This is a genomic window from uncultured Paenalcaligenes sp., from assembly GCF_947630565.1.
GTDB lineage: Bacteria > Pseudomonadota > Gammaproteobacteria > Burkholderiales > Burkholderiaceae_B > Paenalcaligenes > Paenalcaligenes faecalis.
Map to the genome: position 1 here is coordinate 1 of NZ_CANRIC010000011.1, position 22,169 is coordinate 22,169.

At 46.2% G+C, this 22,169-nt stretch carries 25 protein-coding genes; 3 read left to right on the plus strand and 22 right to left on the minus strand.

The genetic code is table 11. The annotated features are described in order from the left end of the window. From uvrC to orn, 13 genes are all read right to left on the minus strand, one after another. Positions 1-867 (minus strand): excinuclease ABC subunit UvrC (gene uvrC / locus Q0Z62_RS03795; RefSeq protein WP_298051013.1); only part of this gene is annotated, 867 nt, incomplete at its 3' end. Further along, positions 806-1,828, minus strand: coding sequence for a beta-N-acetylhexosaminidase (gene nagZ / locus Q0Z62_RS03800; protein WP_298051132.1), 1,023 nt, complete (start codon positions 1,826-1,828; stop codon positions 806-808). The genes uvrC and nagZ, both read right to left, overlap by 62 nt. 33 nt (positions 1,829-1,861) lie before the next feature. After that, positions 1,862-2,293, minus strand: coding sequence for a holo-ACP synthase (gene acpS, locus Q0Z62_RS03805; RefSeq protein WP_298051016.1), 432 nt, complete (start codon positions 2,291-2,293; stop codon positions 1,862-1,864). A gap of 101 nt (positions 2,294-2,394) precedes the next feature. After that, a complete protein-coding gene (gene paaK, locus Q0Z62_RS03810; protein WP_298051021.1) occupies positions 2,395-3,711 on the minus strand; it encodes a phenylacetate--CoA ligase PaaK in 1,317 nt (438 codons plus the stop codon). 23 nt (positions 3,712-3,734) lie between these two features. Next, positions 3,735-4,184 carry a hydroxyphenylacetyl-CoA thioesterase PaaI gene (gene paaI / locus Q0Z62_RS03815; RefSeq protein ID WP_298051024.1) on the minus strand — a complete coding sequence of 150 codons (450 nt, stop codon included), beginning with the start codon at positions 4,182-4,184 and terminating at the stop codon, positions 3,735-3,737. Between the two features lies 1 nt (position 4,185). Beyond that, positions 4,186-4,968, minus strand: a complete 783-nt coding sequence (gene paaG, locus Q0Z62_RS03820) for a 2-(1,2-epoxy-1,2-dihydrophenyl)acetyl-CoA isomerase PaaG (RefSeq protein WP_269901672.1) — start codon at positions 4,966-4,968, stop codon at positions 4,186-4,188. 11 nt (positions 4,969-4,979) lie between these two features. Beyond that, on the minus strand, positions 4,980-6,656 hold the full coding sequence (paaN, locus tag Q0Z62_RS03825) for a phenylacetic acid degradation protein PaaN (RefSeq protein ID WP_298051028.1): 1,677 nt from the start codon (positions 6,654-6,656) through the stop codon (positions 4,980-4,982). A gap of 82 nt (positions 6,657-6,738) precedes the next feature. Continuing rightward, positions 6,739-7,821, minus strand: coding sequence for a 1,2-phenylacetyl-CoA epoxidase subunit PaaE (paaE, locus tag Q0Z62_RS03830; RefSeq protein WP_269901670.1), 1,083 nt, complete (start codon positions 7,819-7,821; stop codon positions 6,739-6,741). Positions 7,822-7,823: 2 nt separating this feature from the next. After that, positions 7,824-8,309 carry a 1,2-phenylacetyl-CoA epoxidase subunit PaaD gene (gene paaD, locus Q0Z62_RS03835; RefSeq protein WP_269901669.1) on the minus strand — a complete coding sequence of 162 codons (486 nt, stop codon included), beginning with the start codon at positions 8,307-8,309 and terminating at the stop codon, positions 7,824-7,826. A gap of 14 nt (positions 8,310-8,323) precedes the next feature. Continuing rightward, positions 8,324-9,088 carry a 1,2-phenylacetyl-CoA epoxidase subunit PaaC gene (paaC, locus tag Q0Z62_RS03840; protein WP_269901668.1) on the minus strand — a complete coding sequence of 255 codons (765 nt, stop codon included), beginning with the start codon at positions 9,086-9,088 and terminating at the stop codon, positions 8,324-8,326. 8 nt (positions 9,089-9,096) lie between these two features. Next, positions 9,097-9,381: a 1,2-phenylacetyl-CoA epoxidase subunit PaaB gene (paaB, locus tag Q0Z62_RS03845; RefSeq protein WP_269901667.1), complete on the minus strand. Its 285-nt coding sequence runs from the start codon at positions 9,379-9,381 to the stop codon at positions 9,097-9,099. Between the two features lie 15 nt (positions 9,382-9,396). Next, the gene (gene paaA, locus Q0Z62_RS03850) at positions 9,397-10,395 is read right to left on the minus strand and encodes a 1,2-phenylacetyl-CoA epoxidase subunit PaaA (protein ID WP_298051037.1); all 999 of its coding nucleotides are present in this window, start codon (positions 10,393-10,395) and stop codon (positions 9,397-9,399) included. A gap of 184 nt (positions 10,396-10,579) precedes the next feature. Further along, positions 10,580-11,128, minus strand: coding sequence for an oligoribonuclease (gene orn, locus Q0Z62_RS03855; protein ID WP_269901665.1), 549 nt, complete (start codon positions 11,126-11,128; stop codon positions 10,580-10,582). 35 nt (positions 11,129-11,163) lie between these two features. Between orn and Q0Z62_RS03860 the strand changes: the two genes are divergently transcribed. Both Q0Z62_RS03860 and rsgA read left to right on the plus strand, forming a co-directional pair. Beyond that, positions 11,164-12,423, plus strand: a complete 1,260-nt coding sequence (locus Q0Z62_RS03860) for a M48 family metallopeptidase (protein WP_298051042.1) — start codon at positions 11,164-11,166, stop codon at positions 12,421-12,423. Further along, positions 12,410-13,351, plus strand: a complete 942-nt coding sequence (rsgA, locus tag Q0Z62_RS03865) for a ribosome small subunit-dependent GTPase A (RefSeq protein WP_298051045.1) — start codon at positions 12,410-12,412, stop codon at positions 13,349-13,351. Before Q0Z62_RS03860 ends, rsgA begins: the two co-directional genes overlap by 14 nt. A gap of 24 nt (positions 13,352-13,375) precedes the next feature. Here the strand turns inward: rsgA and Q0Z62_RS03870 are convergent, their stop codons facing one another. The 7 genes from Q0Z62_RS03870 to Q0Z62_RS03900 all read right to left on the minus strand — a co-directional run bounded on the left by Q0Z62_RS03870 (position 13,376) and on the right by Q0Z62_RS03900 (position 19,519). Then, positions 13,376-14,116, minus strand: coding sequence for a CoA pyrophosphatase (locus Q0Z62_RS03870; RefSeq protein ID WP_298051049.1), 741 nt, complete (start codon positions 14,114-14,116; stop codon positions 13,376-13,378). Between the two features lie 52 nt (positions 14,117-14,168). Next, positions 14,169-14,546, minus strand: a complete 378-nt coding sequence (gene rplS, locus Q0Z62_RS03875) for a 50S ribosomal protein L19 (protein WP_269901661.1) — start codon at positions 14,544-14,546, stop codon at positions 14,169-14,171. A 127-nt stretch (positions 14,547-14,673) separates the two neighbouring features. Then, complete coding sequence (locus Q0Z62_RS03880) at positions 14,674-14,847, minus strand: hypothetical protein (RefSeq protein WP_269901660.1); 174 nt, start codon at positions 14,845-14,847, stop codon at positions 14,674-14,676. A gap of 120 nt (positions 14,848-14,967) precedes the next feature. Next, positions 14,968-16,764, minus strand: a complete 1,797-nt coding sequence (locus Q0Z62_RS03885; protein WP_298051054.1) for an acyl-CoA dehydrogenase — start codon at positions 16,762-16,764, stop codon at positions 14,968-14,970. Between the two features lie 57 nt (positions 16,765-16,821). After that, complete coding sequence (locus Q0Z62_RS03890) at positions 16,822-17,751, minus strand: electron transfer flavoprotein subunit alpha/FixB family protein (protein WP_298051058.1); 930 nt, start codon at positions 17,749-17,751, stop codon at positions 16,822-16,824. Further along, positions 17,752-18,501 (minus strand): electron transfer flavoprotein subunit beta/FixA family protein, encoded by a 750-nt coding sequence (locus Q0Z62_RS03895; protein WP_269901657.1) that lies wholly within the window; start codon positions 18,499-18,501, stop codon positions 17,752-17,754. Between the two features lie 85 nt (positions 18,502-18,586). Then, on the minus strand, positions 18,587-19,519 hold the full coding sequence (locus Q0Z62_RS03900; protein WP_298051064.1) for a histone deacetylase family protein: 933 nt from the start codon (positions 19,517-19,519) through the stop codon (positions 18,587-18,589). An 11-nt stretch (positions 19,520-19,530) separates the two neighbouring features. On the opposite strand from Q0Z62_RS03900, the gene mltB reads away from it, so the two are divergent. After that, positions 19,531-20,703, plus strand: coding sequence for a lytic murein transglycosylase B (gene mltB, locus Q0Z62_RS03905; RefSeq protein ID WP_269901655.1), 1,173 nt, complete (start codon positions 19,531-19,533; stop codon positions 20,701-20,703). 97 nt (positions 20,704-20,800) lie between these two features. On the opposite strand, the gene cysM is transcribed toward mltB, so the two are convergent. Together cysM and Q0Z62_RS03915 are read right to left on the minus strand one after the other, a co-directional pair. After that, complete coding sequence (gene cysM / locus Q0Z62_RS03910) at positions 20,801-21,706, minus strand: cysteine synthase CysM (protein WP_269901654.1); 906 nt, start codon at positions 21,704-21,706, stop codon at positions 20,801-20,803. A 67-nt stretch (positions 21,707-21,773) separates the two neighbouring features. After that, positions 21,774-22,112, minus strand: a complete 339-nt coding sequence (locus tag Q0Z62_RS03915; RefSeq protein WP_269901653.1) for a DUF655 domain-containing protein — start codon at positions 22,110-22,112, stop codon at positions 21,774-21,776. Between the last annotated feature and the right edge of the window lie 57 nt (positions 22,113-22,169).

The following is a 22,169-nucleotide window of genomic DNA, read 5'->3' on the forward strand; positions in this document are numbered from 1 at the left end:
AAAAAAAGCCCTATCACCTAAATGGCGCCCACCACGCACCATCGCTAAGTTAACGCAGACACGCCCACCTGCTGCGACCACAGCAATAATATCGACGTCTTCATTGCGATGGGTGCTCTCCATATTTTGCTGTTGCAATATAGAGGCCAGCGCCTTCATTTGATCGCGAAAAATAGCGGCCTGTTCAAATGCTAAGTTTTCTGAGGCGATGAGCATGCGTTGCTCTATCTGCCCCATGACTCCTGCCGCATCACCATCTAAAAACTGTTGAGCACGTAATACATCAGCGTGGTATTCCAAAGGACTAATTAAATCCACACAAGGCGCTGAACATCGGCGGATTTGATGCAGTAAACAAGGACGAGAGCGATTCGCAAACACACCATCCTCACAGCTACGTAACCGAAAAACACGCTGTAAAATCTGCATGCTTTCGCGCACGGCCCACGCATTTGGGTAAGGCCCATAAAAACTACCCGGCTGGTTAGTATTGCCTCGGAAATAGGCAATGCGCGGAATCTCGTGCGCACTAAACATTAAATAAGGATAGGATTTATCGTCTCTGAATAAAATGTTGTAACGCGGCTGCAAGCGTTTTATCAGATTATTTTCAAGAATTAAAGCCTCGGCCTCAGAGCGAGTTACCGTAATTTCTATGCGCGCTATTTGCTTGACCATCTGAGCAATACGCGGACTGCTTAGGTTTTTTTGAAAATAAGACGAGACGCGTTTTTTTAAATCACGCGCCTTGCCTACATAAAGCACTTCGCCTTGCTCATTAATGTGCCGGTATACACCCGGTAGATTAGGCAGCTGGCGTAGAAAAGTACTCAGATCGAAGTTGCTGGGCTTGCTGGTAGTGCTCATCGGCTTGTAGGGAGTCCCAATCTAAAGCGGGATCAATGGGATGTAAATGATTAAGGCGCTGTAATGCATCCTCTGGCATGGTCCAGTCGAGTCGCGCTAAGAGTTCATCGGCCAAATCAGGGCGATTACAGACCAAAACCATATCACAACCAGCTGTTAAAGCCGCATTGGCTCGGGCTAAGATATCGCCAGCAACGGTTGCACCTTCCATGGTTAAGTCATCTGAAAAAACCATACCGTTATAGGCTAAGGCCTGACGTAACACACGTTGAATCCAATAGGGGGAAAAACCAGCCGGTTTATCATCTACCTGAGGATAAATAACATGAGCAGGCATAACAGCCTGAATCACAGTACCACCCAACCAACCATAGGGCGCAGCATCGTGATCTAAAATCGTCTGCAAATCCCGGTTATCCACGGGGATTTCGTGATGAGAGTCGGCCTCTACGGCGCCATGACCCGGGAAATGTTTACCACAGGCGGCCATACCGGCTTGCTGTAATCCATGAGACAAGGCTTCAGCTAAACGAGCTACGGTTTGTGGGTCAGAATGAAAAGCGCGATTACCAATTACTGCGCTGCATTCGTAATCCAAATCCAACACGGGCGTGAAACTAAGATCCACACCACAGGCGCGTAGTTCAGCGGCTAAAATATAGCCAATCGCATTGGCTAATTTGACGGCTAATGAGGGATCGCTATCCCAGATACGACCTAAATCGCGCATAGCAGGAAGATGCGTAAAGCCATCGTCTTTAAAACGCTGTACTCGTCCGCCCTCGTGGTCTACGGCAATTAATAACGCGGGCTGACGAACGGCACGAATTTCGGCACATAAACGCTGTAGCTGCTCTCTGTTTTGGAAGTTACGCGCAAACAAAATCACCCCACCCACCAAGGGGTGCTGCAACCGTTTTTTTTCTTGTTCTGTGAGTGTATACGCCTCTACGTCTACCATCACAGGGCCAGGGGCCAGATAGTGATCTACCACTTAGTTTTCCTTGTGATCTGTCGCTGATGAACCCATTAAGGACTCGACGATGGCAAATGCCATTACCAAATCAGATTCATCTGTTAACGTAATGTGAGCAGCACCAAAGCGAGTTTCATACCAAGATCTTAACTCATCATTTAGCACAACCATCGGTTTGCCACTGGGCGCATTGAGCGTTTGCATTCTTGACCAAGCCATAGGCATACGCATACCTAAACCAATCGCTTTAGAAAAAGCCTCTTTGGCAGCAAATCGTGTTGCTAAAAACCGAATGCCTCTTTGAGGATTTAGTCGATAACGACGAGCAAAAATCAAACGCTCTTGCTCGCCTAAAATACGCACTAAAAACCGCTCACCAAAACGCTGGTAAGAATGTTCTATACGTGAAATATAGATAATATCCGTTCCTATACCCGCTATTGCCGACACACTACTCTCTTTTTAATTCATTGAAGCTCTCATCATAACCTGCGGACACAAAAAAACCGATATGCCTGTACAGACATACCGGTTTTTTTATTGGCGATGAATTAGGATTTAGGACGTAAATCCACGACTCGACGTGCCTTACCTGTTACTGTGCGCTCGACTAAGCCTGGATCACGTAATTGAATACGGGCAGTTACACCAATATTGTTTTTAATCGCTTGGCGTAAGCGAGACACCAGAGCATCACGACGATCAAGATCAAAATGCTCATATTCGGCACGAATTTCGGTCAGGATTTCTAACTCATCCATGTTACCGTTTCGCGTTACTACCAGTTGGTACTGAGCCGCTAACTCTGGAATCGCCAATACTAATTCCTCGACCTGAGTGGGGAATAAGTTCACACCGCGAATAATAATCATGTCATCACTGCGACCAGTGATCTTACCCATACGACGCATACTACGGGCTGTCGGAGCTAATAAACGACTTAAGTCACGGGTGCGGTAACGAATAATAGGCATGGCTTCTTTCGTTAAGGAGGTGAAAACCAATTCGCCCTCTTCGCCATCCTCAACCGGCTCACCTGTCTCAGGATTAATAATTTCTGGATAGAAATGATCTTCCCAAATGACTGGGCCGTCTTTGGTCTCAGCACACTCCATCGCAACCCCAGGCCCCATGACTTCGGATAAACCATAAATATCAACCGCATCCAAGGCCGCACGCGCCTCAATGTCTGCACGCATCTGACCTGTCCACGGCTCGGCACCAAAGACACCAATGCGCAAAGAACTGTCTCTAGGGTCCATGCCCTGACGCTCCATTTCCTCAAGAATGTTGCAGAAGTATGAAGGAGTCACCATGATTAAATCTGGCTTGAAGTCTGTAATCAACTGGACCTGTTTTTCTGTCTGGCCACCTGACATCGGTACTACAGAACAACCTAAGCGTTCTGCACCATAATGCGCACCCAAGCCGCCCGTAAACAAACCATAGCCGTATGCAATATGAGCAATGTGCCCTGGACGACCACCGGCAGCCCATAACGAACGCGCCACAAGATCCGCCCAATTGGAAATATCATTCGCGGTGTAACCCACAACGGTCGGCTTACCAGTAGTACCACTCGAGGCATGAATTCTGGAAATTTGCTCGCGAGGTACAGCAAACATGCCAAAGGGGTAGTTATCACGTAAATCTTGTTTCGTTGTGAAAGGAAACTTACTGATATCTGATAACTGTTTTAAGTCGCTGGGATGAACGCCAGCCTCATCGAAAGACTTACGGTAATGAGGCACATTGTCATAAGCATGTTTTACGCTCCATTTCAGGCGCTCTAGTTGCAAAGCCTGAATTTCATCACGGCTGGCATGTTCAATATGATCTTTACCGACTTGTTGTGTTGATGCTGGCATTTCTTGTCTCCTGCGCTGCTTTACTAATTAGATTGAGATTCTTCGACAACGGCTCCGCGCAAACGGTATGATCGCCCACGAAATATCGCTATGCGTTGTCCATTCTGATTAAGGACTTCCACGTCGTACACCCCTGTACGTCCAGCTAAGTTGTACTCTGTTGCAATGGCTTCGAGCTGATCACCTTCAAAAGCAGGCGCCACGTAGTCAATAGAGCAGCCTGCGGCTACTGTGGGTAAGTTACGGGAATTACATGCAAAGGCAAACGTGCTATCTGCCAGCGCAAAAATAAAACCGCCATGACATGTTTTGTGTCCATTTAACATATCGGCCCGTACCGTCATTCCCATACGGGCTTTGCCTGGCTCTACCGATAAAACCGTTGCACCTAATGCCTGCGAAGCCGCATCATTAGCATACATATGTGCTGAAACCTGTTCAGCTAACTGTTGAGCATCTGTGGGCAAAGTCATCCTATTCCCCTTTGAACTGTGGCTGACGTTTATTCATAAATGCATCCACCCCTTCGGCATAGTCCGCACTCGCACCTAGAGCCCGCATATGATCCCGCTCTAAGTCCAACTGCTGATCTAGCGTGTTATTGAGGCTAACTTGAATAGCTTGCTTAGAGGCAGCTAAACCGCGAGTTGGCGCGCTAGCAAAGTGAGTACATAGCGCATCTAAACGCGCCTGAAAATCATCATTGGGCACACATTCCCAAATCAAGCCCCACTGCGCGGCTTGGGTTGCTGATAATTTATCGCCTAATAAGGCGAGCCCTTTGGCCCGAGCCTCACCCACTAAACGGGGTAAAAAGTAGGTACCACCGGTGTCAGGCAATAAGCCCAATCGACAAAAGGGTTGAATAAAACTGGCGGATTCGGCGGCAATAACGATGTCACCGGCTAGAGCTAAATTAGCTCCGGCTCCAGCTGCAACCCCATTGACCCCAACTACGACTGGCCACGGCATGGCTCGAATACGTCGTACCAGGGGCGCATAAAAAGTCTCTACGGTATGACCTAGGTCGACCGCGCCTTCACTCATTTGACGCTCGGACAAGTCTTGACCGGCACAAAAACCGCGACCTTCACCTGTTAATAACAGAACTCGCACCCCTTGGGCCTCTACCTGAGTCAAAGCATCAGCCAGTTCTTTATGCATTTGTACGCTAAAACTATTGAGCTTATCAGGACGATTTAAACTGATACGTGCTGTAGTATCCGTCAACTCAAACTTAATACATTCGTAACTCATGATCTCAGCCCTTATAGTGTTTGCTCAGAATGCCAGCGGGTTTGCACCACACGATAACGGTTGGATACGTACGCACTGTCAGACAACGCCGCATTAGCTGCTGGGTTCGCCCCTGTCCCATGGAAATCACTGTAAGCCGCCGTCTGGTTAATAAAAACAGCACCCGTCAGGTTTAAAGACAACGACACACCACTACGCTCTGCCATTTTGCGAATTGCCGTTGCGGTTTGCGCATCCGATGTATATGCAGACAAGGTCAATGCGCCGTGCTCTAATACACTATCACCAGCCAATTGAATACTGTGCTCGGTTGAGTCTGTCGCGACTACAAAAATAATAGGGCCAAACCATTCCTGCATAATATGAGGATTAGATGCGTCTGTTTTCAAAAGCAAGGGCGTGGCAGTACGAGCTTCAGGGAACATAGGATGCGCCAATGGCTGACTATCTACGATCACCTCTAAACCTAGAGCCTTAGCCTCTTGGATACGTTGTGCTGTTAATTCATTTTGAATCGCACCGGTAATTTCAACGGCACGTTCAGGAGCAGAGCAAAGACGCTCTACAGCATGCCCTAACGCGGCACATACCTCATCAAAGCTCAGCGTACCGTCTGCTGTTTTAATGCCATCTTTAGGCACATAAATATTCTGTGGTGCAGTACACATTTGACCGGAGTACAGCGCAAAAGAGAAAGCTAAGTTGCGTGCAACAGCTTTGATATCAGGAGCAGAATCAATAATAATTTGATTCACCCCAGCCTTCTCGGTATAGACCAATGCTTGACGCGCATTTTGCTCTAGGAAATTACCCGTAGCACTACTACCTGTGTAATCAATAATTTTAACCAGACGATGCATTGACAGCTGTTGCGCCAAATCGCTCTCGGCCTCATGGGCGGCAAGTAACACTACATTTGGATTAAAACCTGCCTCGGCGAGCACTTCGCGTAGGATTTTTACCGTAATCGCCAAAGGTAAAATTGCACCAGGGTGAGGCTTAACAATAACGGTGTTGCCTGTAGCCAAGGATGCAAACAGTCCGGGGTAACTATTCCAAGTAGGAAATGTAGAGCAACCAATCACTAAACCAATGCCTCTAGGCACAATCGTGAATTGTTTTTGCATATCAATAGGATCATTTTTACCCTGAGGCTTAACCCAGTTAGCTAGCTCAGGAATGCGTGACATATCTTGCCATGCGTAGGTAACCGCCTCTAGACCTCGATCCTGCGCATGTGGGCCACCGGCCTGAAAGGCCATCATGAATGCTTGACCACTGGTGTGCTGCACTGCGTTTGCAATTTCAAAGCTACGCGCATTTAAACGATGTAATGCCTCTAAACACACCCCTACCCATGCCTTAGGCCCGGCTTCGCGCCAGCTATCTAATGCTAAAGAGGACTGATCAATCAAGGTTTGAGCATCTACCGACGGGTAACGCACATTAAGGTCAAAGCCATAAGGTGAGCGCTCTTGTCCTATCTTGGCTTTGGCCCCATCCATCTCTAGAGGAAAACCAGCATTCTGGTATGACTCAAAGGCAGCTTGACCTTGAGCGGCAGCTTCTTCACCGTATACACGCGGACTAGGCATCTCTGGAAAGGGTGTCCAGTATTCACGGCTTGCCGTGGCTTGTAAGGCTCGCTCTAGGGTGTCTTTATGAGCACTAAAAAAATCCGTCGCCATGCTAAATCTCCTTTGGGGATTAACTATTTATATTTCAAGCAATTCAATGTCAGAATGGGGCGACAACGCCCCATCTGTGAAACTAGGTTTCTTGATCAAAGTCAATAACCACTTTATCGGTTACAGGGAAGCTCTGACAGCTAAGCACAAAACCCATATTGACCTCGTAGTCCTCTAGGGCAAAGTTAGCGTCCATATCCACTTCACCTTCGACTACTTTACAACGACAGGTAGAGCAAACGCCCCCTTTACATGAGTAAGGCAGCTCAATCCCTTGCTCCATTGCAGCATCCAAAATACTTAGATTATTTTTAGCAATGGTCAGCTCACGCGTAAAGCCGTCCTGAACAATCGTCAAATGACACTCCTCTGCCCCAGGAGCACGACGCGGCGCCTCGCCAGCAGCAGTAGTACGAGGCCCTTTAGGCGCACCAAACAATTCAAATTTAATTTGTTCTTTGGTTAACCCTTTTGCCTTTAACGTACTGACCACCTGCTCTGTCATATCATGGGGGCCACATACAAAGGCATAATCTATGTTTTGCACGGGCAACCAAACATTCAGCAGTTGATCCACTTTTTCGGCATCTAAACGACCGTTAAATAAGTCCACATCTTGTAGCTCACGGCTCATGATGTAGACCACTGAAAAACGCTGCATATAACGGTTTTTCAAGTCTTCTATTTCTTCGCGGAACATAATCGAAGACGAAGCACGGTTCGCGTAAAACAAGGTAAATGTGCTGTCAGGTTCGGTATCTAGGGCTGTTTTTACCAGAGATAAAATAGGAGTGATGCCGCTACCTACTGCAAAGGCGGCATAGCCTCGCTGCACGTTAGGATCAAAATCTACAGTGAAATTACCATCTGGTGGCATCACATCAACGGTATCGCCTAACTGAAGCTCTGTATTCGCCCAGTTCGAAAATGCACCATCAAAGACACGTTTGACGGCAACACGCAATAAATTGTCATGAGGGGCCGCACAAATAGAGTACGAGCGACGTAGTTCCTCACCATCAATGTGAGTACGCACGTTCAAGTATTGACCGGGGCGAAAATGAAACTTTTCTTTTAATTCTTCGGGTACATCAAAGGCAACGACAACCGCATCACGCGTGGTGCGCTCTATCGAAGACACTTTTAAAGGATGAAATTGACTCATGGTTAATGCGCCTTGAAATAATCAAAGGGTTCCCCACACGCCATACAGCGATATAACGCTTTACAGGGAGTGGAACCAAACTGGCTAACAACACGGGTATTGGTTGCATGACAGAGAGGACACGCTACGACTGGACCGGCTCGACGAGTAATACCAGAGACATCAATTGCCTGTTCAGAGGGCGGTGCAATACCATAATTCTGTAGCGCTGTTCGGCCCTTTTCACTGAGCCAATCGGTACTCCAAGCAGGACTCAAGCTGGTCTTAACCTGTGCTTTGACACCGTGCTCACTTAAGGCCTTTAGGATACTTTGCTCCATTTCGAACATAGCAGGACAGCCCGAATAAGTGGGAGTAATCGTTACCACACAGGTATCGTCCTCCCAATCAATTGCGCGCACGATGCCCAAGTCCACCAAAGAAATCACGGGGATTTCTGGGTCAGGAACTGTATCTAGCCACTGCATAATGGTATTTGCATCGATCATCTCTGTACTACCTCTTACCAAGTTGCGCCGGGGTAGGCTCGCTGCAAATACTGCATTTCAGCTAATAAATAGCCCAAAGCCTCGGTATGTTTGCCGTGCGTGCCACCTCTGTAAGCCTTATGAAAACCCTCTTCTTTAGCGGGAACAGTCAAGGTGGCTTCCGTTAGTATGTTTTGCACATGCTCAAACCACTCATCCCACAAGGACTCATGTAACGGAGCGATACCTTGCGCATGCAGCGCTTTTGTATCGTCATCATCCAGAAAGAGCTCTCCGATAAAAGGCCAAGTGTCCACCAATGCTTGTTGCATGATGTTATGGCTTTGCTCCGTACCATCGCCTAAACGCACAACTAAATCTGTAGAGCGTCGAGCATGGTAGGTCACCTCTTTGAGTGATTTTTCTGCAATTTCTTTTACACCCGCATCAGTAGACTCACACAAACGCAATAAAAGAAAGTAGTGCCAGCTATCAAATAAAAACTGGCGCATCATGGTGTCCCCATAATTACCGTTTTTACGCTCAACGATCAGATAGTTAAAATAATCGTGGGTATCACGCAAATAAGCTAAGGCGTCCTCATCGCGGCCCTTACCTTCGATAGTGCCTGCTAAGGTTAACCACATACGTCCCTGTCCAATTAAGTCCAAGGCCGTATTTGCAGTGGCTAACTCTTCCTCTAGGGCTGGACCGTGACCGGTCCACTCGGATAGGCGCTGAGATAGAACTACAGCACTATCACCCAAACGTAATAAATAATTAAATAGAGCTTGGTTCATGCCTACTCCTACATTTTGATGCCATCAGGCATCGGGAAAAATGTAGGGTGACGATAGACTTTGCTATTGGATGGTTCGAATAAAGGATCTTTATCACCAGGGCTACTTGCTGTAATGTCAGCGGCTTTTACTACCCAAATGCTGACGCCTTCATTGCGACGGGTGTAAACATCACGGGCATTATTTACGGCCATTTGCTCATCCGATGCGTGCAAGCTACCTACGTGTTTATGCGCTAGACCATGTTGGCTGCGGATAAAAACTTCCCATAAAGGCCAATTTTTTTGACTCATTGTTCTCTCCTAGTTTTAAGCAACTTGCTTGCTTTGTTTTTGTTCTTGCTTATCGGCATAAGCCATTAGGGCATCACGTACCCACGCACCGTTTTCATGGGCATTAACCCGTGTTTCCAAACGTTCTTTATTGCAAGGACCATTGCCTGCTAATACTGCCCAGAACTCATCCCAGTCAATCTCACCGAAATCATAATGACCACGCTCTTCGTTCCAACGCAGATCAGGATCAGGTACTTTTAAGCCTAGGTATTCGGCTTGAGGAACCGTTTGATCGACCATCTTTTGACGCAGTTCATCATTGGAGAACAGTTTAATGCGCCATTTCATGGACTGAGCGCTATGAATGGACTCGCCATCAGAGGGACCAAACATCATCAAAGCGGGCCACCACCAACGCTCGAAGGCGTCTTGGCACATTTGCTTTTGCTCTGGCGTGCCATTCAAACACATTTCAAGCAATAAATCGTAGCCTTGACGCTGGTGAAAGGATTCTTCTTTACAGACACGTACCATGGCACGAGCGTACGGCCCATATGAACATCGACACAAGGGAATCTGGTTAATAATGGCTGAGCCATCTACTAACCAACCAATCATGCCAATATCCGCCCAATTGAGCGTTGGGTAATTAAAAATACTGGAGTATTTTGCTCGGCCAGCATGTAACTCTGCGATTAGGTCTTCACGCTCTACGCCTAGGGTTTCAGCCGCACTGTATAAGTACAACCCGTGCCCAGCCTCGTCTTGAATCTTTGCGAGCAAAATGGATTTACGTTTTAAAGATGGCGCACGAGTAACCCAGTTGCCCTCTGGCAACATACCAACTACCTCTGAGTGCGCATGCTGAGAAATTTGACGAATCAATGTGCGACGGTACGCATCAGGCATCCAATCTTTGGACTCCATACGTACACCCGCATCAATGCGATCTTGGAAATTTTTTTCTAACTCGGATAAATCCGCATCAGTCTGCACACGGCTCAATCCGGTATCTACTAGCTGGGCATACATATACGCCTCCGTTATAGCTGTTAAATTTGATACTACACAGTTTTACTGATAGAGATCAATAATTAGTATCATATTACCTCGTAAAAATACGTCACGGCGCTAGGGATTTTCCCCTAGCACGGTAACGTCCACTCAGCGTACACCTTGAAATACCTATAGATTACGCTGTTATTTTGTGCTGTTTTTAATCAAGCTTCATGAAATGATGACGGTAATGCTTAAGCTCATCAATCGACTCATAAATATCAGCAAGCGCTTCGTGTTTGCTGTGCTTCACAAAACTTTTTACAACCTCAGGCTTCCAACGCAACGCCAACTCTTTCAGTGTACTGACATCTAAATTTCGGTAGTGAAAAAACTGCTCAAAGCGTGGCATGTACCTATACATAAATCGACGATCCTGACTTATCGTATTACCACATAATGGTGATTTACCTGCTGGCACATGTTCTTTTAGAAAATCCAGTAAAATATCTTCTGCTTCGGCTTCAGTTAATACAGAGGCTTTTACTTTATCAATCAAGCCACTACGCCCATGTGTGCCTTTATTCCAATTATCCATCGCATCTAATAACTCATTGCTTTGGTGTATAACCAATACAGGCCCCTCTGCGACTAAGGTTAAATCAGCCTCAGTAACTACAACGGCGACTTCGATAATGCGTTCTTTTTCAGGGTCTAGGCCGGTCATTTCCATGTCCAACCATACAAGGCGTTGATCCTTGACTGTCATTACAATTAATCCTTTAAAAATGTAGGCACTGCCTTATGACATTGCTCATATTATTCGTTGCTTTCCTGCTTCTCAATACTAGCATTCGTAGCTATTTAGCTTTACGCCAAATGCGATATGTACGCTTGCACCGAGCTCAGGTCCCCAATGATTTCAGCCACCATATTAGCTTACACAGCCATCAACGTGCAGCAGATTACACCGTCGCACGCACTCAACTTAGTTTATTTGAAACCTTGAGCGAGGCCACTGTTCTTATCGCTCTCACATTATTAGGTGGTTTACAATTTATTGACTTGTTTTGGGCCAGACACATCGAACATGAGCTACTACGCCAGCTTCTACTAATAGCTAGTATTTTTGCTCTCACCGCTTTAGTGCAGCTCCCGTTTAGTGTATGGCGCACCTTTAAGCTAGAGCAACGCTTTGGCTTTAATCGCATCACTCCAAAACTATTCATAAGCGATCAACTCAAAGGCATACTGGTTGGCGTTCTATTAGGTACTCCATTACTTTGTGCTGTACTGTGGCTCATGGCTACCGCAGGTTCTTATTGGCCATGGTGGGCTTGGGTGATTTGGATTGGCTTTAGCCTATTTGTGATGTGGCTCTTCCCCTCTGTCATCGCCCCGCTATTCAATCAATTCAAACCTCTAGACAGTGACAGCTTAAAATCACGTATTCAATCGCTGGCTGAGCGTTGTGGCTTTACGCTAAATGGCTTGTTTGTCATGGATGGCTCAAAACGTTCTGCCCATGGTAATGCCTATTTTACGGGTATAGGTCGTCATAAACGTATCGTGTTTTTTGACACTCTACTGAGTAAATTAAATGAGGCTGAAATCGAAGCTGTCTTAGCTCACGAGCTAGGACACTTTGCCCACCGCCATATACTAAAAAGCATGCTTCGCTCATTTGCTCTATCCCTTATTTTTTTCCTATTATTAGGTTGGCTTTCCCAGCAAGTGTGGTTTTATACTGAGCTAGGAGTTAACCCACAATTAGGACGTGCTAACGATGGTTTAGCGCTGATTCTTTTCTTTTTAGTCATTCCCACCTTCACTTTTTGGGTAGGCCCATTATTTAGTTATTTATCTAGAAAACATGAGTACGAGGCTGATGCCTATGCTGCAAAACAAAGTGACCCAAAACACTTGGTGCAAGCATTGCTCAAACTCTATGACGATAATGCAGCCACATTAACTCCAGATCCCCTTTACTCTGCCTACTATGACAGCCACCCAGCCGCTATTCAACGAGTTCACTATTTAAAACAATTTTATGAAACGCATTAAACCTCACCGCTTAACCGTCAACACAGAAAACACCACTGCTCAAACTGAAACGGGCCAAGTCATCTCTGCTCACGGTAGGCATTATTTTGTAGAGCTAACATCAGGTGAGGTCATTAAATGCTTCCCTCGTGGTAAACGAGGCGGTATTTGTGTAGGTGACTGGGTCGATATCAGTACCCAAGGAGAGCGTGCTGCCATCGAACGGCTTCATGACCGACGTAATTTACTGTATCGATCAGACGAAATGCGTACCAAGCAATTTGCCGCTAATATAGACAGGCTTTTTATCGTTTTAGCCGCTGAACCGATGTTTTCAGAAGACCTAGTAGGTCGAGCTCTGGTGGCAGCTGGCACAGCAGGTATAGACCCAATTATTCTTTTAAATAAAGTGGATTTAGATTCTGTGACTTTAGCGCGTCAACGTCTACAGCCTTTGACAGACTTAGGTGTGCCTATCATTGAAATTAGTGCACTTAATACGGAGCAGGTCCATCTACAGCTCGGGGAATTGCTAAAAGACAAAACCAGCTTGTTACTGGGTCAAAGCGGTATGGGGAAATCGACTATTTTAAATGCCTTAGTACCCCAAGCAAAAGCCCACACCCAAGCCCACTCTGCTGCGCTAGGAGCAGGAAAACACACTACAACCAGTACCCGACTTTATCATGTTCCAAATAGCACAGGAACCATCATAGACTCCCCGGGATTTCAAGCGTTTGGATTAGCTCATTTAACGGCCGAAGATATTGTTCGGGGCTTTAGCGAGTTTCACGATGCCATTCAGGAGTGTAAGTTTTATAACTGTACACATCGACACGAACCAGGCTGCGGTGTAGTTAATGCCTTAACGAATGGACATATCCACCCTGATCGTTACGCGCTATATCAACGACTACTGACCGAATTAGAAAATCAACCTAAATACTAATCAAATCATATAACGGGGCGCTAATTAGCGCCCTAGTTGTTGGGCCGCAGCAGCTAAGTGATGATAGAAATTACGAATTACGGCAGCAGTAGCACCCCAAATAAAATGCTCTTCCCAACTTATGGAAAAGTAATAGCGCTCATTGCCCTCTTTAGTGGGCAAACGATGCAAGCGATGATAGTGAGGATTCATCAGTACAGACAATGGCACCTCAAAGACCTGTGCTACCTCGGCTGGATCAGGGTTAATAGCAAAGCCTTGCTTAAGCAGCCCCACCACAGGACGCATCGCATACCGAGAATTCGTAATAAAAATCGGCTGCTCGCCTAAGGGTTGAATATAGTGAGGCGCAATCCCGACCTCTTCGTGTGTTTCACGCAAAGCGGCCTGCACAGCATTATGATCTGCGGCCTCTATGCGCCCACCAGGAAAACAGACTTGGCCTGCGTGACTTAATAAATGCCCCGCCCTTCGAGTCAATAACACATGTAGCCCTGTAGGCCGCTGCACCAGAGGGATACATACCGCTGATTGGATTCCTTGGGGATATTGCTCGAAACTAGGCACAAACCAATCTGCAAATAAGGGCTCTACCCCCCACTGCACGGGATGGCTAAATGCGGTCTGTATAAACTCAGATCCTAAATAAGACTGATCAATACCAGGCAAAAGAGGAATATCAATTACAGGCTGTGTTTGGGGGTTAAAGCCTAAACGAGAGGCCTCTATACGTGCCAGATCATTCAGTAAAAGAGAAGAGGACATAAGCTACACATATAAAAAAAGCACCCTTTCGGGTGCTTTTAAAACGTGGCTATTATTTTGCCACGTTTTTGCGTACCAATTTTTCTTTGATGCGCGCTGCTTTACCCGAACGGCTACGTAGGTAGTACAGTTTAGCACGACGAACCGCACCACGACGTTTGACTTCGATGGTTGCGATTTGTGGAGAGTACAATTGGAAAGTACGCTCTACGGCTTCGCCAGAAGAAATCTTACGAACGATGAAAGAAGAGTTCAAACCACGGTTACGCTTAGCGATAACAACGCCTTCGTAAGCCTGTACACGTTTACGTGTACCTTCAACCACGTTTACGTTTACAACCACGGTGTCACCAGGGTTGAATTCAGGACGTGGGCTTTCAGCGGTTAGACGCTGCATTTCTTCCTGTTCTAGGATATCGATAATATTCACAATGAGCTCCAAATAACATCATATACGGGCAACACAATTGTTTTTAAATAAGCCCGCCAGAGGATGAACCGATTATTCTAGCACCAAAATAAAAATTAAAGAAGATAAAACCAAGGATAAAACACTTTTAACGCCACAATAACAACGCATTAACCCAACGGGGACGTGCCTGAGCGCGTTGATAACGACGGTACATATCAAAAGCGCTTTTATGTGCCAATGAGGGATTCGCCTTACAACGTAAGAAATAGTGGGCAAACGACATACTGTGCATAAGATCTCCGACATTTCGTATCATCATTAAAATATACTGTATATCCATACAGCATTTAATGCAAGTCGAGTTGCAGCCGATTAACCACAAAAAAACCCGTTACTAAAGCAACGGGTTTTGATAGACAAACAAATACTTAATCGAAATTTACTTGGGCATAGGATAGAGACTTAATACCTCTCCATCACTAATAGCGCTGCTATACATAGATGCTCTAGGTAGAATTTGCGCAGCATAAAACACTGCCGTACTCATTTTTTGTACTGCAAACGGATCAGCACTCTCTGCGCATACCAAAGCAGACTGCGCCATCTTCCAGCCACCTAACAACACACCCGATAACATCAAAAACGGCACACTTCCCAAATACACCGCTTGTGGGTTCTGATCTTTATGCAAAGTAACCAATGACGCTACCGCCTGCTCATATGCCTGACAAGCTTGCTCTAAACGTAAACCTATAAAAGCGAGAGCTTTGTGATTAGGCTGTTGCTGCAACAACGGCAAGGCGTCTCGAATGTGTTGCACCAAACTCAAAGCCACCGCCCCCTCATCTCGTACCACTTTACGACCAATCAGATCATTGGCCTGAATAGCCGTCGTACCCTCATAGATTGAAAAAACACGGCAGTCACGCATATATTGCGCTACGCCCGTCTCTTCGATAAAACCCATACCACCGTGTACCTGTACACCCAAGGACGTCACCTCATTCACCATTTCAGTGGCAAAGCCTTTGACAATAGGTACGTAAAACTCATATTGCGTCTGATAGTCTTGTCGTTGCGTCTCATCCTCTGTTTTTAATGCCATGTCTTTCAACCAGGCTGCGTGATAGGCAACAGCTCTAGTGCCCTCTGTTAAGGCTCGCATCGTCTGCAACATGCGCTCAACATCAGGGTGATACTCAATTGAAACAGGAGCAGGCAGTTTACGCTCTAAGTCGCCCCCTTGTTTACGCTCGGCAGCATAGGATTGGGCACTAAATAACGCACGATCAGCTACCGCTAAGCCTTGTAGAGCAATTGCGTAACGAGCCGCATTCATCGTGATAAACATATACTCTAGGCCTCGATGTAGCTCGCCTATTAAATAGCCTATCGCGCCTTGGCCAACCTCGCCTTTATTGTCCCCATACAGCATCACAGCAGTTGGGCTACCATGCAAACCTAACTTATGTTCTAAAGAGGCACAGTACACATCATTACGAGCCCCTTTTTTATATTCACCTTGATCGTGTGCCAAAAACTTAGGCACAATAAATAAAGATAAACCACGTATACCTGCTGGCGCATCAGGAGTACGGGCTAACACTAAATGGATAATGTTTTCAGCTAGGTCATGATCACCATAAGAGATAAAAATCTTTTCTCCTTGGACTCGATATGAACCATCATTCTGGGGCGTTGCCACTGACTTTACCATTGATAAATCAGAACCAGCCTGTGATTCTGTGAGATTCATTGTGCCAGTCCAACGACCTTCGAGCATCGCAGGCAAATAAGTGTCTTTTTGTTCTTGTGTCGCTGCCTCGGTGAACGTCTCTATCACTGAATCGGTTAATAAAGGACATAAAGCGAATGCGGCACTCGCGGCACTCATGTTTTCGCCAAAAATAGCCCCCATCAACTTTGATAAATCCTGACCACCAATCGCTGCATCATGCTGCAGACCCTGCCACCCTGCCTGACCAAAGTTAGAAAAAGCGTTTTTAAAGCCGGGGGTAGTCGTTACCACCCCATTTTGGAGCTGAGGAGGAGTTAAGTCCGCAGCCTGATTCAGTGGCACAACCTCTTGCTCAATAAAACGAGCGGCCTCATCCAATACGGCATGGAACAGATCCAGTGATAGCTCTTCGTTACCTGGCAAACCAAACAAAGCAGGTGTATCAATAATATGTTCGAGCAAAAAATGAATATCTGAACGCGGTACACGATAACTCATACAGTCTCCGATGATATAAATAAAAAAGCCTGCAGCAATCTGCAGGCTTAATCAACATTATAGAGCTTGGGTTAGCTCGGGTAATGCCTCAAACAAATCAGCAACCAAACCGTAATCTGCCACACTGAATATAGGGGCCTCTGGATCCTTATTGATCGCAACAATAACCTTAGAGTCCTTCATACCAGCCAAATGTTGAATCGCACCCGAAATACCTACTGCGATATACAACTGGGGGGCGACGATCTTACCCGTCTGACCCACTTGCCAGTCATTAGGGGCGTAGCCCGCGTCAACCGCCGCACGAGATGCACCCACTGCCGCACCTAGCTTGTCGGCCAAAGCATCAACTAAGGCAAAATTTTCTTTACTGCCTAAGCCTCGACCTCCAGACACTACAACCGTCGCATCAGCTAAATCAGGTCGATCACTGGCTGCAACCTCACGGCTGACAAAAGAGGACTTAGAGCTAGCCTCAACCGCATCTACTGTCACAGTGGTAGCGTTACCCCCCGTAGCAGAAACCGCATCAAATGCGGTAGGACGCACTGTTAATACTAATTTGCTATCTGCACACTGCACTGTAGCAATCGCATTACCAGCATAAATAGGATGGGTAAATGTGTCCGATGACTCTACAGACAAGACATCAGAGATCTGAGCCACATCCAGCTTAGCAGCAACACGTGGTGCTACGTTTTTACCTGCAGCAGTCGCAGCAAATAACACGTGACTGTAATCCCCAGCTATAGCAAGCACCTGAGCGGCTACGTTCTCGGCTAGACCATTCGCTAAAGAGGCCCCATCCGCAACGAGGACCTGAGTAACGCCCGCTATTTGTGCAGCTGCAGCGGCTACAGCATCTACCTTTTCACCCGCAACTAACACATGGATATCAGCACCCAATTTTGCAGCAGCGGCGACGGTGTTTAATGTGGCGCCTTTAAGCTCTACGTTATCGTGTTCTGCAATGACTAAAATCGACATTTAAATCACCTTTGCTTCGTTTTTTAGTTTTTCAATTAAAGTCGCAACATCCGCTACCATCACCCCAGCAGCACGTGCAGCTGGTTCTGCAACTTTTAGCGTCTTAATACGTGGACTCACATCTACACCCAACTCATCAGGCGTCATCACATCAATGGTTTTCTTTTTTGCCTTCATGATGTTGGGCAAAGTGACATAACGTGGCTCATTTAAGCGCAAATCCGTTGTAATCACTGCAGGTAGGGCCAATGCAATGGTTTCTAAGCCGCCATCAACCTCGCGCGTAACCTTAACCTGATCACCCTCTACCTGAACGGCACTAGCAAACGTGGCCTGAGGCCAATCAAGTAAAGCCGCTAACATTTGACCTGTTTGATTAGCATCATCATCAATAGCTTGTTTACCTAACAACACCAGCTGTGGCTGCTCTTTATCAACAACGGCTTTTAATAATTTAGCCACGGCTAAAGGCTGTAATTCTGCATCGGTCTCTACCTGTACAGAACGGTCAGCACCAATTGCCATTGCAGTACGCAATGTTTCTTGGCAAGGTTTTTCCCCACATGATACGGCGACAACCTCTGTGACTACCCCCTTTTCTTTTAGACGAATAGCCTCTTCGACGGCGATCTCATCAAACGGGTTCATCGACATTTTGACATTAGCAATATCCACACCAGTTTGGTCGGATTTCACGCGTACCTTGACGTTATGGTCAACTACACGCTTTACGGGTACCAGAACCTTCATCAGGTTATCTCCAATTTAGCTAAAAAAATAGATCGTCTCAGATTAGTTTATATGCGCCATGCAAAATCTGAACGTAAAAAAATACCTACCCATTGACTAGACCAGCTAGCACCTGAAGGTGCGCTTGCACACTACGAGATAATGAGGCGGGGTCATAACCACCCTCAAGCATACTGATAACACGGCCCTGTGTGCTTTCTGTGGTGGCCTGCATTATCTGCTGAGTTATCCATGCAAAATCCTCATCACCTAACTGCAGCTGCCCCATTTCGTCGTCTTGGTGTGCATCAAACCCTGCTGAAATTAACAACAACTTTGGTTTTAGTTGACGCAGCTGCGGCAGCCAATAGGTGTTTACTATATGGCGTATTGTGGCAGAATCTGCGCCAGCTGGCACGGGTTCATTGTACATATTAGCAGCCGGTGGCGAATGACGTGAGCCAGGAAATAAAGGATGCTGATAAAAGCCAAACATCTGCACTTTATCATTATGTGCAAATATATCCTCAGTTCCATTTCCATGATGCACATCAAAATCAACAATAACGACTTGATCTAATTCATATTTTTCTAAAGCATATGCTGCAGCAACCGCTATGTTATTAAAAAAACAAAAACCCATGGCTTGGTCAAAACAGGCATGATGCCCTGGCGGGCGTACCGCACAAAAAGCCGTCCTAGAGGTCGTAGAAAAAACCTCGTCTACTGCCAAAAGCCCAGCACCTGCCGCATGATATGCGGCCTCTAGGGTATGCACATTTAAACGGGTATCGGCATCAATAGAATAATAACCATCCTGAGGCGCATTCTGCTTTAAATTAGCGATATGATGTAGGCTGTGCACCCGTAGCAAATCCTCATCCGTGGCTTTTTTTGCCTGCAAAAATCGCAGTAAATCAGCTAATCCAGTACGTTGTAATTGCGTGTCTATAGCATCTAAACGAAAAGGAGCCTCAGGGTGCTCTGCCCCCATTTCGTGTAAACGAAATAGAGGGTGAGTGATATATATTGTCTCCATAAGGTCTAATTATGTTAAGAAAAACACGCCTAATACAAGCTAGTTTTTACTGGTTACTTTTAGCAGGTTGCGCGACTTCGAATACAACAACGCAATACACTACCCCGGTTAATACTGCAACAGTTACTATAGATAACACCGCCACAACAAATACACCAGTCGTAAAAGCCCTAGACTCTCACCCCAAGAGTGGTGACTCTATTCAAGGCAGACAGGATTATTTTCAAGCCGACGGATCACTCAGTCCTTATTTACAACACTGGGCCAATGAGCTAGCCCAACTTCAATCCATACCGTTAGCAAACATTGAAACCTTGCTGAAGTCAGCGTCTTATAATGCCCAAGTCGCACGACTCATGGCCCCTAGCAAAGGTCGCATTAAACGCAGTTGGTCTACTTATAAAAACCGCTTTATTGAGCCTATACGCATAAAAGCGGGTCTAGAGTTTTGGGATAAACACGCCTCTACTATTGACCGTATTGCTGCCCAATATGGTGTACCGCCAGAAATCATCGTAGCTATTATTGGTGTAGAGACTATATATGGTAATTACACTGGCGACTTTAGAGTCATAGATGCCCTGTTAACACTGGGTTTTAGCTATCCTGATAATAGTCGCCCCGAGCGAGGGCAATTATTTAGAGACCAACTTGCTGATCTGATTGTGCTTGACCATCAAGGCAAACTACATGCGTCTAGTGCGACGGGCTCTTTTGCTGGCGCGATGGGACTACCACAATTTATGCCCGGAAGTTTAATGCGTTTTGCCGTAGATGCTGATGGCGATGGTCGTATTGATTTACATCACTCGATTCCGGACGTTATCGCATCTGTAGCTAACTTTCTTATCGAACATGGCTGGCAACCTGGCCTCCCCGTTTTTGCCCCAACCACCGTCAATGATACTACGGCAAAAAAACTAGTTGATGGAGGACTAAAACCCCTATTAAGCTGGTCACAAATTGAACAAGCACAAGCGGCCACACGAGTAGACAGCGGCAAAGCAACGTGGACACAAGCCCCGTTAGGAATTATTGATTTAGCCGAGGAAAGCCAAGGCACAGCTGAATACCGGGTAGCCACCCCTAACTTTTTTGCCATTACCTCGTACAACCGCAGCTATTTTTACGCCACCACTGTGGCTGATTTTGCAGAGATACTTGCAACAAGACACCATAACTAAAAAAATAGCCCTCTAGATGAAATAGACAGTCTGTGTTGAATGGACCTGTATTTATTTCATCTAGAGGGCTTTCCTGTTTAATAGCGTAACTCAACGTTTATTTAAAAACGCCTGTAGACAAGTAGCGATCCCCACGATCACATGCAATAAACACAATAGTGGCGTTCTCGGTGCGTTGTGCAATGCGCAATGCTGCCACCAACGCCCCTCCGGATGAAATACCGGCAAAAATACCTTCTTTAGAGGCAAGCTCGCGAGCAATATGCTCGGCCTCGGCTTGCTCTATGGATTCCACCACATCAACCCTAGACGCATCATAAATTTTAGGCAGATACTCTACAGGCCATTTACGAATACCTGGAATCTGCGCCCCGTCTTCGGGCTGAGCACCTACCACTACGACATCTGGGTTTTTAGACTTTAAATAAGAACCCACACCCATAATCGTACCAGTAGTACCCATGGCACTTACGAAGTGAGTAATTTGTCCAGAGGTTTGATCCCAAAGCTCTGGGCCTGTGCCTTGAATATGTGCTAGAGGGTTGTCATCATTAGAGAACTGATCAAGAACTAGGCCTTCTCCTGCGGCTTGCATTTTCAGGGCTAAGTCACGCGCATACTCCATACCTCCTTCGGAGGCTGGCGTCAGAATCAGCTCTGCGCCGTATGCGGTCATTGATGCGCGACGCTCTACTGATAAGTTATCAGGCATGATCAGGATCATCTTATAGCCACGTACAGCAGCGATCATGGCTAACGCAATACCTGTATTACCACTGGTTGCCTCAATGAGCGTATCACCTGGCTTAATCAAGCCACGAGCCTCTGCCATACGAATCATAGAGCTAGCGGCACGGTCTTTAACGGAGCCTGCGGGATTGTTACCCTCTAATTTTGCTAGGATCACATTGCCACGCCCCACATTGTAGATTTCAGGCAAACGCTGTAATCGCACCAATGGCGTCATGCCAATCGTGTCTTCGATGGTTGGATAGTTTTTCATATAAAGCCCTATAAACACCTATGGCCCAAAATGGCCTACTCATCCCTATATAATACTAATTAAGTCACTATTTAGGGCTGTTTTTTGTGTTTTTGTCCGAAGGAATCAACGGCAAAGCATCACCCGTATGCAAGCCCAAAGCCTGAAGAGTCACTAAACGTTTAGGTCCAATGCCTTTTACCCGCTCTGATAGGTCTTTCAATGAGTCATAAGGGCCACTACGTTCACGTTCTTCGATAATGCGCTCTGCTGTCTTGGGGCCTATACCTTTGATTTGTTGTAACTCATTAAGTGTCGCTTTATTCAAATCCACAGCTACAGCCTGCAAAGCCATAAAACTAATCACACATAAAACAATACATCGCGCCAGGAACAAAGGCGTAAATAAAAAACGAGCTAAAGGCATGATGATCTCCGTAGGATAAAGGTCTAGTTAGCTTTACCTATGGTTATCTTTTTGCCT